General features: G+C 29.4%; 17 protein-coding genes. 1 reads left to right on the top strand and 16 read right to left on the bottom strand.

Annotated features, from left to right (window positions below):
• Positions 1 to 267 precede the first annotated feature (267 nt).
• From A0F92_RS14330 to A0F92_RS14365, 7 genes are all read right to left on the bottom strand, one after another.
• Positions 268 to 2,943, bottom strand: a complete 2,676-nt coding sequence (locus A0F92_RS14330) for a peptidase associated/transthyretin-like domain-containing protein (protein ID WP_068247725.1) — start codon at positions 2,941 to 2,943, stop codon at positions 268 to 270.
• 37 nt (positions 2,944 to 2,980) lie between these two features.
• Complete coding sequence (locus tag A0F92_RS14335; protein WP_068247728.1) at positions 2,981 to 3,802, bottom strand: GLPGLI family protein; 822 nt, start codon at positions 3,800 to 3,802, stop codon at positions 2,981 to 2,983.
• Between the two features lie 64 nt (positions 3,803 to 3,866).
• Positions 3,867 to 4,100, bottom strand: coding sequence for a hypothetical protein (locus A0F92_RS14340; RefSeq protein WP_068247731.1), 234 nt, complete (start codon positions 4,098 to 4,100; stop codon positions 3,867 to 3,869).
• Positions 4,101 to 4,688: 588 nt separating this feature from the next.
• The gene (locus tag A0F92_RS14350; protein WP_167517115.1) at positions 4,689 to 7,142 is read right to left on the bottom strand and encodes an outer membrane beta-barrel protein; all 2,454 of its coding nucleotides are present in this window, start codon (positions 7,140 to 7,142) and stop codon (positions 4,689 to 4,691) included.
• A 2-nt stretch (positions 7,143 to 7,144) separates the two neighbouring features.
• On the bottom strand, positions 7,145 to 7,564 hold the full coding sequence (locus A0F92_RS14355; RefSeq protein WP_068247739.1) for a MauE/DoxX family redox-associated membrane protein: 420 nt from the start codon (positions 7,562 to 7,564) through the stop codon (positions 7,145 to 7,147).
• Positions 7,542 to 8,615, bottom strand: a complete 1,074-nt coding sequence (locus tag A0F92_RS14360; RefSeq protein WP_068247741.1) for a hypothetical protein — start codon at positions 8,613 to 8,615, stop codon at positions 7,542 to 7,544. Before A0F92_RS14360 ends, A0F92_RS14355 begins: the two co-directional genes overlap by 23 nt.
• A 78-nt stretch (positions 8,616 to 8,693) precedes the next feature.
• A complete protein-coding gene (locus A0F92_RS14365) occupies positions 8,694 to 8,879 on the bottom strand; it encodes a hypothetical protein (RefSeq protein WP_068247744.1) in 186 nt (61 codons plus the stop codon).
• A gap of 304 nt (positions 8,880 to 9,183) precedes the next feature.
• On the opposite strand from A0F92_RS14365, the gene A0F92_RS14370 reads away from it, so the two are divergent.
• The gene (locus A0F92_RS14370; RefSeq protein WP_068247747.1) at positions 9,184 to 9,408 is read left to right on the top strand and encodes a response regulator; all 225 of its coding nucleotides are present in this window, start codon (positions 9,184 to 9,186) and stop codon (positions 9,406 to 9,408) included.
• A 6-nt stretch (positions 9,409 to 9,414) separates the two neighbouring features.
• Here A0F92_RS14370 and A0F92_RS14375 read toward each other — a convergent pair whose 3' ends face one another.
• The 9 genes from A0F92_RS14375 to A0F92_RS14415 form a co-directional block, all read right to left on the bottom strand.
• Positions 9,415 to 10,587, bottom strand: coding sequence for a S41 family peptidase (locus tag A0F92_RS14375; RefSeq protein ID WP_068247750.1), 1,173 nt, complete (start codon positions 10,585 to 10,587; stop codon positions 9,415 to 9,417).
• 12 nt (positions 10,588 to 10,599) lie between these two features.
• Positions 10,600 to 11,334, bottom strand: a complete 735-nt coding sequence (locus tag A0F92_RS14380) for an outer membrane beta-barrel protein (RefSeq protein WP_068247753.1) — start codon at positions 11,332 to 11,334, stop codon at positions 10,600 to 10,602.
• Positions 11,315 to 11,827 (bottom strand): hypothetical protein, encoded by a 513-nt coding sequence (locus A0F92_RS14385; protein ID WP_068247756.1) that lies wholly within the window; start codon positions 11,825 to 11,827, stop codon positions 11,315 to 11,317. The genes A0F92_RS14380 and A0F92_RS14385 overlap by 20 nt, the downstream gene beginning before the upstream one ends.
• 25 nt (positions 11,828 to 11,852) lie before the next feature.
• Positions 11,853 to 12,197 carry a hypothetical protein gene (locus tag A0F92_RS14390; RefSeq protein ID WP_068247759.1) on the bottom strand — a complete coding sequence of 115 codons (345 nt, stop codon included), beginning with the start codon at positions 12,195 to 12,197 and terminating at the stop codon, positions 11,853 to 11,855.
• 11 nt (positions 12,198 to 12,208) lie between these two features.
• Entirely contained in the window at positions 12,209 to 13,738 is a 1,530-nt protein-coding gene (locus tag A0F92_RS14395) for a hypothetical protein (protein WP_068247763.1), read from the bottom strand.
• A gap of 188 nt (positions 13,739 to 13,926) precedes the next feature.
• Positions 13,927 to 14,586 carry an outer membrane beta-barrel protein gene (locus A0F92_RS14400; RefSeq protein ID WP_167517116.1) on the bottom strand — a complete coding sequence of 220 codons (660 nt, stop codon included), beginning with the start codon at positions 14,584 to 14,586 and terminating at the stop codon, positions 13,927 to 13,929.
• Positions 14,587 to 14,607: 21 nt separating this feature from the next.
• Positions 14,608 to 15,090, bottom strand: coding sequence for a hypothetical protein (locus A0F92_RS14405; RefSeq protein ID WP_167517117.1), 483 nt, complete (start codon positions 15,088 to 15,090; stop codon positions 14,608 to 14,610).
• Between the two features lie 46 nt (positions 15,091 to 15,136).
• Positions 15,137 to 15,466 carry a hypothetical protein gene (locus A0F92_RS14410; RefSeq protein ID WP_068247772.1) on the bottom strand — a complete coding sequence of 110 codons (330 nt, stop codon included), beginning with the start codon at positions 15,464 to 15,466 and terminating at the stop codon, positions 15,137 to 15,139.
• Between the two features lie 10 nt (positions 15,467 to 15,476).
• Positions 15,477 to 17,120, bottom strand: a complete 1,644-nt coding sequence (locus tag A0F92_RS14415; protein WP_068247775.1) for a hypothetical protein — start codon at positions 17,118 to 17,120, stop codon at positions 15,477 to 15,479.
• Positions 17,121 to 17,413 lie beyond the last annotated feature (293 nt).

Here is a 17,413-nt window from a genome sequence, read left to right on the forward strand (position 1 = left end):
ATATGGTTTTATTCATATCCCATTCTTGTAACATGCTTCATTCAATATAAGTCATGCACTACAACTTCTTACCACCATTACTGTTACTAAAGAGGATGATAATACACCGCATCATATAATACAAAATTAATCATTCAAAATCCTAAAAGCGTACGTAGTTTTACGCTATTTTGTAAAATACCATCACCTGCAATTGTATGTTGTTGTATGCCAGTTTAAAAAAAACTTAACAAAACTCAAATTAGGCAAGCCGTAAAGTAAAATACTCTAAAAACTAAATTGTGCTTTCAAAAGCAACATTCTGGGCCGTAAAGTATAATCATTATACCATTTCATATTTGCATTGATACTATAATTAAGGAAACTGCCGGTATTCAATACATTATAGCAGCCTAATGAAATTTTTGTATTGAGTTTAGAAATATTTTTTTGAATAATGGCATCTAAAAAATAATTACCGGTTTGGGATTGTTGATGTTGGTTGTAATAATAGGTATCTGTTTGAATGGTAAAATCAAACAAATACTTAAAAAACCAATGCACAGAAGCATTTTGTTGAATACTGCTTTGATTAAATATAAATGATGATAAATTGCCTATTCCCCTACTTCTTGAAATCGCCCATAAACCCTCATAATCTATTGCAAATAATTGGCGTATTTTTTTAAATAATTTAAGTTTTGTTTGCAAAAAGGTATTCTTATATGCATTCATTTCTAAGTTTATTAATTGCAACCAATTAGATGTTTGCCATGAAGATTCGATGGAAATATTTGTTTTAATAGCAAAAAAATATTTGCTTAGTCCAAAACCTGCTTGCCACTGTTCAATGGTATTTGCGTAGGGTATATTGGTGTTTTTTTGAAAATTTTGAAATAATACTGTATTCGTTAAAAAGTTATTGTATTTTCTATTGTATTCTAGGTAAACATGATAGAATAGAATTTGAATACTTTTTTTATTTTGAAATTGAACATGCAGTAATTGTTGCCTTTTTGTAACAAAAGGCAATAAATTATTTTGTATAGTAAGATAATTTCGAATAATAAGCCCCGGAAAAACATCCTGAATGGTAGCTGCCTGATTATTGCTATTGAAATGTAAAATGATATTACTTTCTGCTCCTGTTGCATATTGCAAGCGTAAAAAAGGGTTAAAAAAAAGGTCTTTATAAAAAATATGTTTTGAATAAAAATAATCAGCATTGAAATGTATTTGCTGATAATTGAATGGCAATGAAAAATCCACCGAAATTTTATCTTTTAACCAGTTGAGATGATAACTTCCGAAATACTGATATTGATACCACTTAATTGCATTAGAACCACTATCAAAATTTACCACTGGCAAATTATTGGGATATAGCAAAATAAAACTGTTTAATTGCTGTGTTTGTGCTGAAAAACTAATTTGTAAACTTTGCGAAATATTGTTTCTAAAATGGCGATAAGCAATATTTTGATAAGAAAAAAAATTAGGTGCATTGGTATTTTGTTGAATGGGATATGCCTGCTGACCAATTTGAAAAATACTATCCATTGTACCCGGGTGTAAGTTTAAATTTTCTTGTACTGAATTATACTGAAATAATGCATTAAATTCAAACATATCATTTCTAAAAACCGGTTTAATCAGGTTAATGCGGTTGGTTATTTCTATTTTTTGTTGCTGTAATTGTTGAAATGTTGGATTATTGTTAATTGTAAAATTAGAAAGCAAATTATTTTTGGAAAAAGAAGCATTCAGCATACTACTCAAATAAAATTTTTTTTGATTAACCACCATTTGAATTGCTCCAAATAAACTATTATATCTGAAATTATTTTGCTGTTGTGATAGGTAACTGATGGTGTCATTGGGCAAAAAATAACTGGTACCATTGGCATAATTTTGATCTTCATCTTGTTGCCAATAATAAATATTGCTTCTAATTTGAATGCCTTTTTTTGTTTTCCATAAATTATTGGCATTAACAATACCACCTTTATTCATTAAATAACGAAACTTATCTAATGCCGGTGGTTCATAATTTAAACCTAATAAATAATTGTTTTTGGCATAATTAATTCCTGTAAGCCAAAGATTATCATTATGGTCTACAATGTCAGTGGCAACATCAATACCTATATTGTTTTCCTGAAGCGTATTAATGGCTTTATAAGCAGGTTTAAAACTAAGCATGGTTAGTTGTGTGCTATGTAAATTGTTTATACCCAAGGCAGCATCTACCTGTTTAATGGGTTTTATTTTTGCCCCTTTTTTAATTTCAACATTAATTGACACGCAATTACTTGTATTATGCTGTTGTAATACTTTTATGGGTTCATCATGTTGTATTACTTGCAATTTATTTACCATTTCGGCGGGTATATTATTAGAAGCAATCGTATACCTTCCCTCCAATAAATTATCACCATCTATATAAAAATTTTTAATGGCAGTACCATTATAAAATATTTTACCTGAGGCATCTATTTGCATACCGGGTAATTTTTTGATCACATCGCCAATAGTTCTGTCCTGATTAGATTTAAACGCATCTATCCGATAAGTTAATGTATCTGTTTTATTATCTATATAAGGAAGGGGGTGATGCACAGTAACCGAAGGCAATTCATTTTGCACAGGCCATAAATAAACATGCCGGTACGCAGAAAAATATGTAAAAGGCACTATTTTATCTATATATTGAATGGCTCTTATTTCATATGCCAATTCAGTATGTGGTTGCATGGAATCATTTGACAATGTAAAGTATCCGGAAGTATCGGTAATAGCAAATGCAAGAATAATTTTGCTTTTTTTATCCACCAAAAGCACACTTGCTCCGCGAATAGGTTGTTGGGTTAATGTATCAATAATAACACCCTTAGTATTTATCTGAGCAATTACTATCTTACAACCAATGAAACAACAAATAAATAAAAGTATCAGTTGTTTCATGCTTAAGCCATTAAAGTACTAAAATAAATATACCACATTAGTTATTTTTCAGTTCAATCGGATTATTATCATTGTCCCATTTTTTTAAACGATTATTCCCTCCACTTAACTTTATATCAGAAATTTGTATGCCATTCATCTGTATATTATTATCCTGTGCCCCACCTTGTTGATAGGCCAATTGCATTTTTTTAAAATCTTTGATTGTAGTGGCAATAATATGATTGGGTAATACAAGAGTTCCTAAATTTTTAGCCTGTACTAACCATCTAAAATTAAACTGCACCTCTTTTGTAGCATCATAGGCCTCTAAAATTAAACCAGGCAAACCATTTAGTTTCCAAGGTCCATATGCCAAAGGAATTGATGTAGTAAACCAAGCCGTATATTTCCTTCCCCTAAAATTAGTAATAGCACTTTGACAGGTATATCCATCTATTAATCGGGTTTCTTTTTGTATTTGCCATTGCGGTACATTACCCATATCAAACATCATATAGCGGGTATTACGATACTCTTCAACCAACCACAATTTTTTATTAAACCTGTTAAAAAAAATAATCTGTGGGTTTGTTATCACCATATTTCCAAAATCAACATTATTAGTTCCTGTACGCATAGCATCTTCCAATTTTTGCTTCATCATTGAATCTTGCATTTGTTTGGTTAAACTAAAGTATTCAGACATTTCATTGCCATACAATAACACCATAATTTCTTTGTGCAAATAATTGGAGGCAGTATCGGTTTTATGCACAAATTCATAGGTTACTTTACCCAAAATGGTTTCCGGATGCTTTTGCGATAAAAGTGCATTACAAAATATCAGAAAAGCAAAATATAAAATTATTTTTTTCATATAAACGAATTGTATAATTACAAAACTGTACCAACAGTACTACTATTGGTACAGTAATAAAAAATTAACGAAAACAACCATTTGCACCAGCTCTACTGGTCATGTAATTGGCTGCTGCTTGAGAAAGATCACTATAAGAGCAACCATTACAAGATACTGTGAAACTTAAAACCTGCCCACAGGCATCTGTAAAAGACACCCTAATAGAATTTAAATATTGATTTTGCTTTACTGTTGTTTTGGCATTTACAAAACCCAACATACCCACAAAACCAATGATTAATAACAGCTTTTTCATTGTAAATAATGTTTTATTTTACCCTCCCCTGCCTAACGCTCATGGGGTCGGATGTTCAGCGGATTTTTTACTTGCTTTGCTGCAAGGGGTAATACCTGTTTATTGCATGGCATTTGTAATAAACAGTATTTCCTGTTTTTTACCGGTAAATGGTATGATGGGTGTACATCCAATCATATAAGGTAAAAATACTCACTACAAACCATAAAAACGTACGTAGTTTTACGCTATTTTGTACATAGTTCTACGCTATTTTTTAAAAATGTCCACAAAATGATGATATGTAAACCAAACGTCATAATATTGTAAAGTATAAAGTGTTGCTGCATGGAAAGACCGCTAAAAATTGCTGTTATAAAAATTATTTTAGCAAATTATAACTAATCATCCATTTTAGATAGCAGCGCTACATTTATAAAATTATGATCAAAAAATGAACATACTATATTTTTTATATTTTTATAGAAAGTGTAGAAAATGTTGATACAAATACTATTAATTTGTCAATAAAGAAAATGAGTGGTGAGGGGTACAAATATTACTGATATTATTATGGAAAAAAATATTTTAAATTTTATAATTACCACATTAAAAATTTAAACCTTTTATGTTTCGACCATCCACTTTTTTATTTAAATTATCATCTTCCTCTTTTTTTGATTTACCAAAAAAATAAACAAAAGAAAGATGAATATCTTGGAACTTCGTAATTTCAAAATAAGATGCAAAAATATCTGGTGAAGAATAACTCGATTTTATTCTCTTGTCTAAATTAAAAATATGATTCCATTCACATTTAGCAAACAATTTATTCTTGAATAAATTTTTATTGAGAGTTAACGACATGTTTGGATTTGTTAATGTAGATACTTCAAAAACGTCATAATTTTTATTTCGAAATTCAAATAAAAATTCCACACTTGTAGTATTTGAAATATTATATGTAATATTTTCGGACAACTTAATAAAATAGTTATTATTCTGAATATGACTATTAAAATTATTATTTTTTAAAACACCATCATAAAGATTAAATCTTAAACATTCCATATTAACATTGGAAATAGTGCTAAATGCTTTTGACCAATTATTGTTAACAGAAAAATCAAAGCCAACCTTTAATTTTTTTCCAATATTAGAATATACATTGGAAAAATTAATTGAGTCAAAATCATAGGGGCCTTTAGAAATAAAATCAGTAGTATGTATAATATATAAGGTAGAATTATAATATGATTTTGGTCTTTCATAAATATGATAAAAAGTAAAAGAATTTGTAACTTCAGGTTGTAAACGAGCCGAACCCATTGATTGTTGATTAGGCCTATAACTTACTGGTGCACCAGAAAGTTGATATGAATTAGGCAGTTCAAAGTCTTTCTGATATGAAAAAACAAATGTACCAGATTTCGAGGTTGATTTAAAAAAAGAAAACTTAGGTAAAAAATTCAAAATTTTAGAATCACTACTATATGAAGAATCGATTTTAGAAGTTACTATATACCTAACATCGTCAAGCTTTGCACCTAACATAAAGGTGCCTATATTAAAGTTTTTAGTTAAAGTAATTGATGAGGAAATTAAATTTTGCTTATAAGAGGTAAAACCTAATAGGTTTGGAAATATAATTCCGGTACCTGAATAAATCATTCCAAATATAGAATTTGATTCATATTTTTGATATAGTATACTACTTTCAATTGTTAGATTCTTTAAGGTAAATTCATTTTTAAACTGTATAGCATTGTTGGAGTTATGAGAAGAATTATTTAAAACACTACTATCAATTTTATATAATGTTTTATAATTATACATGTTTTCAATATAATCATTATTTTTAGAACAATTAATGCCAGCAAGTAAATAAAAAACTAAATTATCTTTTACTTTATATCTTATAGTAAGGTTTCCATATGTACTTGTTGTTCTTTTGGTAGTATTGTTTTGAAAATAGCTACTATCATTCTGTGCAGATAATACATTTGAAAAATTATTAAACAAAATATTTTGCTTATCATAATTAAGAGATACAAAAAAACCGAATTTTTTATTAGGAGTGTATTGTACACTTAGTGAATTATACATTGGGGATACTGAATAATTTTCTCTATCAGAAGTTGAAAAATTTAAAATATTAGTACTAAATGATTTCCAAATAGCATTCCTATCAGCAGAGTAGTCGTTAAAATATTTAGTGCTTGTAAAATTAATAAATAAAAATTTTGAAGAGAGGTAACTTGAAAGTTTATACTCAGAAGTATTTCTTATTAATCCTATTCCATCAGAAAGTTGACCACCAAATGAGTATTTGAAATTTTTTTTTGTTACCAGATTTATAATAAATTCATCATCTTTCAACTCAGCAGATAAAGGAGGGTTGAAAACTATTTCAATCTTTTCAACAATTTCTAATGGTAAATTTAGAATTACTTCTTTATTACTTTCTACCCCATTAAGAAAATATTTTGCTTTTTTATAATTGTATAATGTGTAATCATTATTATTCAAATGAATACCAGGAATAGTTTGTATAAAAGAATTTGCAGTAGGAGCTATAGCACTATTAACCAAACTTACATAATATGTTTTTTTATTAATGTCTATTTTATTTCTTATTTCTTTTACAATTACTTCGTCAATTTCTTTAATGGATGGTTGCAATCTAATTACACCTATATTAAATGTTCCGGATTTATTTAATAATAAATTGTTATAATAAAATTTAGATTCTTTAAAGAATTTAGAATTTACTTGCAAAATAAATGAAATATTTTCTTTGGGAACTTTTACTTCAAATTCACCTTTTTCATTTGTTAAAAAAGTAAGAGTATTTTTTAAAGGCAAATCATAAGTTAGATTAATTTTTAAAAAGGGAATTCCTTCTTTCGTTAAACTGTCTATTACCTTTCCTTTTATTGTTAAATAAACTCCAATATTATTATCAAATTGCACATTTTCATTTGTAATATTCTGGGAATAAGAGCAAATACTTATAGAATAAAATACAATTGCTTTAATATATTTTACAAGTTTTATTTTCATTTTTATTTTACGTTTGTTATGAAATAACCACATAATGAAAATATTATTAAAACAAAATTAAATACAATATGTTGCCTCCAAGTTAGTTCTTCAATAAAACCACCACAACTACAAGGCAAATATGGACTATAAACAAGCATAAGTATAATATAACCGTTAAAAAGAAGAAGAACAAGAAAGGCAAATAAAAACCCCCACACTTTTAGTCTATTAGAAATTAGCAGTAAAACAATAGCTATTTCAATGAGAATTATAAATATTCCTGTTTCTTTAATAAATTTATTATAAAGAAAAGGTGATTTGGATAATGTAGAAATAAAATTATCAAAATCAATAATTTTTTGTAAACTTGAATAAAGAAAAACAAAAATTAGTACACTAGAAAATATGTATACCAATTTAAAAATTATATTTTGATTCATAAATGAAAAGATTTTTTGAGTATACAAGAAATATTTTATTTTCAAGTATAAAAAAATCATTTAAATTATCTCCGTCAAGTTTGGGAATATAATAACTACCATCGTAGTTTAACACATTACTAATATTATAAACATCAAGTACTATATTTCCTTTAAAATCACCATCATTATTAGCAGCTACTAATGAATGATTAAAAAGTTTGTTATTTAAAACTTGTGCATTAGGATTAGACATTCTAACTGGAGATGCATACTGTAACCGTCCAGTACCATTAGTACCAATAAAAGTAACAATCGGCCCATTAGAAATAGTGTCAATTAATTTTCCTTTTAGAGAGACTTTAAGATTTGAATCTAAAACAAATATTGAATTTTTATAAAAACAAGTATACACGAGTTTACTATTCCCAGAAATATTTAATATTCCATCATCGACCATATCAATCAAAAATAAATTACTTGTATCAACTTTTTGATAAATAATATTTTGATTCAAATCTTTTTTATACTTCAAAAAAGTAAACACAAAATCTTTATTTATATTCTGTTTTGACTCAGTTTCAAAAATAAAATCAACATCATTAAGTTTCCATCCTCTATTAAATAAAAAGTTTGTTTTAATTTCATTTGTAGCATGGGAAGCAATATCATATGTATAAATAGTGTGTGCAGCTTCTGAAAATATATAAATAATACCATTCCTTGCGTCGATAGAAATACTGCTGACAGAAATAGGGGTTTTAAAAATTTCATTAATATAAATTGTGGAATTTTCAATTGCAGGGCGGCTTTCAGAAAATCTATAAATTGTATTTGTTGTGAAGCTCTGTAAATAAATTTGCTTATTATAATAGCCTAATATTTTATAATTACCATTAAATAAATTTACGTTTTGTATTAAAGTTAATTCAGCTATATTTATTTTTTTTCTTTCAAATCCACCGTATTGTAAAAAATGTTTACTTTGATTAGTTTTAAAATTTATTAAAAAAACCACTATTAATAAAACAACAATAAAACTGCCAAAAATTAAAACTATATTCTTCTTCATAAATTAATTTTTTAAGAAAACAGTCAACAAAAAACCTATTGTTACTAGAATTAGTAACAATAGGGGTATTTTCTACTACTAAAGTTTTATGGTTGCAAGACCACTTACCGATTTAACAGTTACGCCACCAAGTGTAACTTTGTAACAAGTTTGTTTAGCAGCGGCACAACTAGCAGTCTGTGCTTTAGCAGTATTACTAAGTAAAACAAGCACCACTGCAACTAGTACTGGCAATACAACTGATAATAGTTTTAATTTTTGCATTATTAAGATTTTTATGTTTTACCCTCCCCTGCCTAACGCTCATGGGGTCGGATGTTCAGCGGATTTTTTACTTGCTTTGCTGCAAGGGGTAATACCTGTTTATTGCATGGCCTTTGTAACAAACAGTATTTCCTGTTTTTTACCGGTAAATGGTATGATGGGTGTACATCCAATCATATAAGGTAAAAATAATCACTCAAAACCACAAAAACGTACGTAGTTCTACGCTATTTTTTAAAACTTAAACAAAATTTGTATATGATAGCTAAATAGTATAATATTGCTATATAAAATGTATCCCTGCATGGCAAGTACGATAAAAATAGCCATCATTGATGATCGTTTATGCGATTTGGAACTCATTACCCATGCTGTGCAACGTATCAATGGTTGTTCCATTATCCTTAAGCATACCCGGCCCATGCAATTTTTTGAGCATTTAATGGAAAGTACCCAAATACCGGATGTGCTGATTACCGATTGCCAAATGCCCGAAATAGATGGCATGGCACTTATTAGTTTAACTTAGTTTTTTTTATTTCAATAAATCAATCGCTTTTTCTAATTGAGGATCAGTTCCATTTTGTAGAGCCGAAAGATTAAATACAACAGAATAATCTGGAGGAAACCCCTTTCCCTCATAAATTTTACCATCAATATATTTAAATTTAGCAGATGAAGTTTGTACACTCATAAAACCGGGTATAGTAAAACTGCCATCATTATATAAATTATTATCACTAACAATCGGGCCTGTTGCACCAAACGTTTTTTCACCAACAAAAACAGAATTAGGTAATGCTTTAACTGCCATTACAGTGGCTTCCGCTAAAGAAGCTGAAACATTATCAGCTAAAACAATAATCGGAATGTTTAACTGCTTTGCACTTTGTTGTGGCTTAATATAAGCTGTAAGCCATGAGCTATAATCAAATCTTCCATTGCCAGTTTTATACTGAGTATAACCAAAAATCAAGGGTTTATTAATCAACCTGCCAATTAAAAAATTTAAGTCGCTTAAATCACCTCCATAATTACTTCTTACATCAATTATTAATCCTTTTATATTGGCAGACAAGTTATTTAATGTACTGAAAAATGAATTTAAAATGGGTTGTATTTTATTAGCTGTTGTTGAATAGTATGCTTTTGACAATGAAAAATAATTACAAGAAAAAAATAAAATATTATGCTGAATAGTTCCGTATAAAACAGTTGAAGGCTGCCCTCCGTATGAATAAGAATTCTCAACACCTAATTGATAATTTGCATCTAAATAACCTGTATCTACTTTATAAAAAGCATACGGATTATGAAATCCGTATAAATTCTTTTTCTTATCATAAGCAGGATAAATAAATGAATCTATAATAGCATTTTGCATAAATGAAATATAATAATGCCCATCCATTATGGTTTTTGTCATCTCTTTAAAATAAGAAACACTCTTTTTTATATCGGCAGTGTTATTCAAATCTAACTTTGCAAATACAGGCTTATATTTTAGATACATCTTATTCCAATTGGTTGTATCAATATCCCAATAAACGTAATTTGCATTCATTTTATTCCAGTATTGCTCAAACACATCATTAAAGGTTTTAGGAGTGTTGTTATTTATTGGAAAAGTAATTTTCTTACATGAAATACAGAAGATAAAGCTCAATATGCTTATAACGAACCAATATTTGAGCAAATTATTTTGCATTGATTTTAATTTTTAAATATGTAGATGCAACATGTAGCCTATATAGATTACAATTGTTTGATCGTATTGCATAATTTGATTAATGCTATATTTTTTTTGCTGTGAAGTAAGCGACTGGTAAAATCTTGCATTACAAAACAATGAATACTTTTTATTAAGTTGATAGGTTGTTGTTATTCCCGCCAATGCACCAAACTCAAAACGATTATCTTTTGTATTATTGAATTGATATTTTTGGGAATAGTTTGTATAGCGTAAATAGTGTGTAATTTGTCCGTTTGTATTTATGCTATCATAACTGCTATATATATTAGGGATAACGCCCTTTATTTTACCAAAAGCCCAATAGGAAACAAAGAATCCAGCATCAGTAAAAAATTGCCATTTGTTTTTTTGAAAGATTTTATACTGAAAAATGATTGGTAATTGTAAATAAAGGTTTCTGTATTTCGTATATATACCCGTATAATTTACAGTGCGAACAAATGAGTAATCTTTATGCAGTAAATCTATTTCTGTTTGTAAATTTATTTTATTGTTACATTTATAGTTTGATATTATGGCAGTACCAAAACCATTACCATTTTTGTTTTGAGTAAATGTTCGATTAGAAATGTCAGTTTGTAAATGATTATTAGTATAAGCTGCTGAAAATCCTATGCTAAATTGGGATATTCCTTTAAAGTAAAAACCTAATGCAAGAGTAGCAAATACTATTTTATAGCTTTTACTTAACAAGTATTTCATGTGTATTTAATGCCTCTTTTAAAAAGCATTCATATTTTGTTTTTGGAAATTTGCAATCCTTTAAAGTTAAAATATACCAAGTACCATATTTCTTTGTTTTTTTTACTTTTATTTTTTTCACCGTTACACTGTCACCTTTATGTATAAAGCCTAACAATTTATCATGTTCTCGTGAAACTGAAGCACCATAAGGATAGTTACTTCTATAACTTTCCTCTTCACTATTTCTGAAGAGCCATAAAGACCAATTGAATGGACTTTTAAAACTTATATAATTATACCACCCATATACAGTATCAGAACCCTTGCCAATATACAATGTCTGATTTATTGTAATAATACTATTATTGCTTAAAATAATAGTATCATTATTCTCGGAGACATAGTGAATTTTTATAGAATCATTACTAGATAAAATATTACTTTGAGCATAGGAAAAACTAACTCCTATGCTCAAAATAAAAGAAAGAATGCACTTTTTACTTATACTCATTTAAGAAAGCGAATTTATAAAATTACTAATTTTTAAAATGCAAAATGAGTGCTACTGGATTAGTGCCATCGTTTACCATTACTTTAGCCACATCATAATAATTTAAGTATAATAAATTAAAAATTTGTAATTGGTTCTGAATTGAAATAAATCCATTTGAAAAAGACCATGTTGTGCCTAAAGTTGGTGAAATATTTGTCGGGAATCCTCCATTATCTGTCCAAGCAATTATCCTATGTATGTTATTATCCTTAATAACTTTTTGCAATTCTGTTGTTATCCGGTCGGCAGGAGTTTGAACCGTTTGCTTAGTACAAGAAAAACTAAGTAATAATAAAAGTAGAACAGTAAATAATCTAATATCTTTCATAAAACTATAGTTTAATTATTTACGATATTTGCCAAGAAGGTTTTTATAATAGTCGATTTAGGAGCACCATTATTGGGAACAACATCAAAAATCACACGTACCGCTGCCTGATTGGAAGGTTGAGAGCCATGTTCCAAAGTATAATTAGTTGTTACGGATGTGCCTGTATATACATTATAGCTACCTACTGTTTCATTATTACCAAATGCCTGAAAATTATAAGCTGTATTTGGATTTAAAATTACAACTTGTGTTTGTAAATTTTTTATAATAGCCCCATCAGACAAACTATTTATAACATTAGGGTTGGTAATAAAAGCAGAATTAAAAATATTACTATTTACGGTATACAGATTTGTGTATTTAGTAGAGGGCACATTAACTCCACCTTCATTGACATAAACAATAGACGTTGTTGTATGTTTGTTAATAATAGGGGTTGATGAAAGACTAAAAACCCCCATTGGTTGATTATAGCCAGGAATGTAACCACTTGCAGACTGACTATTTGAAATACCGGGAATACCTATACCTAAACCAGGATCTGGTATAAAAGCCCCACTTTGAGATGAAGTACCGGTTAATTGAATTTTTGTATTCATTGTTAAATTTACTTCTTGTGTATTAGAACTACTTCCACCAAATATTCCATTGAAAATATTTTTCACTACACCAGATAATCCACTTTGCAATCCGTCTTGAATTGACTTGAATATGTTACCAGGCAATCCTAATGTATTTTGTGTATAATTCGTTTTATCACCTCCAGCATTGTTGCTAAAGATAGCCAACCCTGTTGCCTCTAATGCTCCTTGTGTGAGGAGCCCTGATATATCAAAGCTAGGAGCAGGTGTTGATATCGTACCATTAATTGTTCCTTGTTGTGTGCCTCCTAAAGCTATACTTGATACACTTGTCCACTTCAAAGTCCAATTTAATCCTAATTGCTGGTATGTGCTTGTTACAATATTAGGGTCATAGGCAATTTCATATTGAGAGGCATACCATGTACCCGTAGCCAATTGAGTAGGCTCAATTTTTGAGATTGAAGTTTGGTTTTTTGTTACATCAACTACATCTTGTCCTATATAATTTAGCATAGAAGAAGAAATGGAGTTGGGCGCTAAATTCAGACCACTTGTTAAATAATCCGATGCAACAAATCCGTTATTAGTAACATAAACATAAATCCGTAACAATCCTCTATACTTATTATACAATGCAAACCAAGGATTGGCAGGTAAAGAAGTTGTATTGAAAACATTATATACTAATGTCCAACCATCACTACTTTTATAATCATACCAAATATCAGGAGAAAACCCTTTTACTGAACCATTTGCCCAAGGCACTAAAATAGATGTACCAGTTGGTGTTGGCATGTAATCGGCTGTTTCCCAACTTAATGGAAATGGTTGTATGCCGTCGGTTCCAGTTGTAGAGATAGAAGAATTTAAATTTTTTTTACAGCCTGTTGAAACTAAGGTTGCAAATAAGAATAATAATAATACTAAACGAAAAAGTCGAATTGAGTTTTTCATAAGCTAAGTGTCTAATCTATAACAAAAGAAAAACTTGAATATTAATAATATATCACCTAAATGTTAATAATGTATTATTTATTTAAGGGTATCTCTAAAAACCTAAGAACTGAAGCAATATTTTGCATTACTATCTATTTTTTGCATGAAAATTAAACATACAGCCTGTAGAAATTACACTGGTTTGATTATACTGCATAATCTGGCAAACAGAATAACTTTTTTGTTGTGAAATGATAGATAAGTAAAATATTGTATTGACAAAAATAATGTCTGTTATTAAGTAGATACCTTGATGTTATACCCACTAATGGTACCACCTCAAATCGATTATCATTTAAATGAGAAAAAGTGTATTTTTTATAATAATCAGAAAAACGTAAATAATTTGTCACTAAACCTGTAGCATCTATGGTATAGTAACTATCAAACAAATTAGATATTACTCCCTTTATGCTTCCAAAAACCCAATAAGAAACAAAGAATCCGGCATCGGCCGATAATGCCCATTTAGTTTTTTGTAGTAACTTGTATTCAATAATAACCGGCAATTGTAAATATGTATTTCTGTAATTTGCAAAAATACCTTCGTAAATCCCTTTGCGAACAAATGAATAATTTTTTTGCAATACATCTAATTCAGTTAGTAATTGAATTTTATTTTTATATGCATAGTTAAATATTAACCCTGTACTAAAACTATTGCCATTCTTATTTTCAATAAACAAACGATTAGAAATATTGGTTTGTAAATGATTGTTAGAATAACCCGCAGATATCCCTATACCATGTTGTGTATTGACACATGTTAACATAAAAACGGAAAGCAAAATAAATGTTTGCCTCATTCTCTTATATTTTAATGACTATTAAAGGAGTATTTCTTTACTGTTAACCGCCAGTTCAATATTACAAACCACTTTAGTGTGTGGTGCTTGTGTTCTTTTAAGTAGTAAATAAAACCAATAACCAAACTTTTTATTTCCTTTTTTGGTTATTCTTTTTACCACTAACCTATCTCCGTAATGTAATAGCTCTTTTAATATATCATTCTGCCTGTCAAATTCAGGATTTACCCTATTCAAATAAGTGGTTTTCATTTCTGCATCATGAAATAGCAATAAGTAGGCATTTAGTTGTGTTTTAAATCTAATCTGCTGATAAATGCCATTTATACCTGAACCACTGCCAACTTGTAAGGTTAAGCCCTCATAAATTTTATAACCGGTATTGGTGATTAACGTATCATTTTCTAGACGATAACTGGTACTGGGGTATATGGTTTCACTTCTTGTTTGTGAAAAACAAAAAAAAGGACATAAAAATAGCGTAATCAAACAAATACGAAACATTGAAGTTGTTTTAAGCCCGAACCCTATATTCCGGTTATGCGGAAAATTAAAAATATAAAAACCAATTGTTGCCATTGCTTAACACCACATTAAAGTATTTCTTCAATAAGCTTAAGTTGTAGGTAGCATAAACAGCCTGATAGGCCACCATAATGTAACCATCATTTGATATATTAACGAGTCTCCCTTCCGATTGCGCAGATGTTCCATCTACATTGTATACATATACAATATCTCCCTTAGCCATTACTTTTTGAAGCTTAGCTGCTGTAATTTGCCCTTGAGTTGGTGCTGCAATTTCCTTTTTGCAAGAAGATATACTTAATCCAGACAGCAATAACAGGAAAACTACAATTTTAATTGAAAAAGCGCTCATATTGATACATTTAATTGTTTACCATATTGGCTAAAAAAGTTTTTATGATTGTTGATTTTGGAGTAATCCCATTGTTGGGTACAACGTCAAATGTGATTCGAACAGCAGCATAATTATTACGAGGCTGCACTCTAGGTACTGTATACGTTGTACCAACGGATGTTCCAGTAATAACTGTATGAGTTCCAATGATGCCGAGATTTCCACCAATGACGGGATTTGCAGACAAATCTGGGTCAATTAATACTACTTCAGTTTTTAAATTTTTAATTGTAGCACCAGTTGATGAAGAATTTATAACTGACGGATTCCATAAATAATTAATTGAAGATGCATTAACTGTGTATAAATTATCATATTGATAATAGATGCCACCATTTTGATTTACTTTAATTGAATTAGTATGTATATTGACAATGGGCTTGGAAGATAAATTAAAAATACCTAAACTATTTGTATACAATGGAATATAACCTTGTGCAGTAATTGGATCTATGATTGTCCCAGGTACATATACAGAAGCGGGACTTGCGGGAAAAAAACCTTTACTTGTACTAGTACCATCCAATTGTAGCTTTGCATTGAGCGTTAAACTTATTGTTTGAGCATTGCTGTTTCCGCCTATTATTGCACTTAATAATCCTGCAACTGCTCCTGGAATATTGCCAGTTGCAGCAGAAAATGCACCATTTAGTCCCTTCTGAAGTGCTGTGAAAGTTTCATTTGACAAACCTAATTTATTGTTAACTGTGGTAGGTGTGTATCCCTGTATTGTCCCATCTGGATTTACTATTGGGATTACTGCAGAAAAATTACCGCTGGCATTATTTACAGCAGAACTACCTGCCAAAGAAAGACCTGCTGTTGTGACTACGTCTAATCCTTTTAAAAGAGATGAACTAATATTAGACGTAGAAGATCCAACAGTACCATTCACACTACCTATCAATGGCCCTCCCAATGATATTTTGGAAATACTATTATAATTGGTGTACCAACTCAATTGAATATTGTTATAATTTGTGTTCGCTAAATTGGGGTCATAGGCCATTTCATATTGTAGCATGTACCACTTTCTGGTTCCTAAGGGAGCTGAGCCATCTGGTGGGCCTGGTTCTATTTGTGAATATGATAATTGATTTTGAGAAACATCAACAATATCATTACCCAAAAAATTTAATATACTTGTAGTTCCAGATGTTGATGCTGTAAGCCCATCAACTAAATAATCTGAATTAGCAGAAACTTGGGAAGTTACAAAAAAATAAATACGCATTAATCCTCGATATCTATTATACAAAATAAAGTAAGGATCCTCTAACGGCCCGGGGGAATTTGGGTCAAAACTATTATACACTAAAACCCAACCATCAGTAGCCTTGTAATCATTTGCTACATCAATACCATAAACAGAAGTTATGCTTCCCTGCCCAATCCATGGTGGATTTATTAAAGATTGACCTGCAACAGTGGGAGTAGGCATCCAATCAACTGTTTCCCAATTAAAGTTAAAAGGTTGTATCCCGTCCTTTCCTTGTACTGCTATTGAAGCATTAAAGTGTTTTTTACAACTTGTAAACATGAGCGAACTCAACATTAAAATAAAAATAAACCATTTTGAATAAATAGATTCAAAATTACGTATTTTTTTCATAAGCAAATAATTTTATGTATGATGTTAAAAAAAATAAATAATTACCCCCTCGTGCCTAACGTTCATGGGGGTCGGATGTTCAGCGGATTTTTTACTTGCTTTGCTGCAAGGGGTAATACCTGTTTATTGCATGGCCTTTGTAACAAACAGTATTTCCTGTTTTTTACCGGTAAATGGTATGATGGGTGTACATCCAATCATATAAGGTAAAAATAATCACTCAAAACCACAAAAACGTACGTAGTTCTACGCTATTTTTTAAAACTTAAACAAAATTTGTATATGATAGCTAA

The organism is Hydrotalea flava (assembly GCF_001623405.1).
GTDB classification, from domain to species: domain Bacteria; phylum Bacteroidota; class Bacteroidia; order Chitinophagales; family Chitinophagaceae; genus Hydrotalea; species Hydrotalea flava.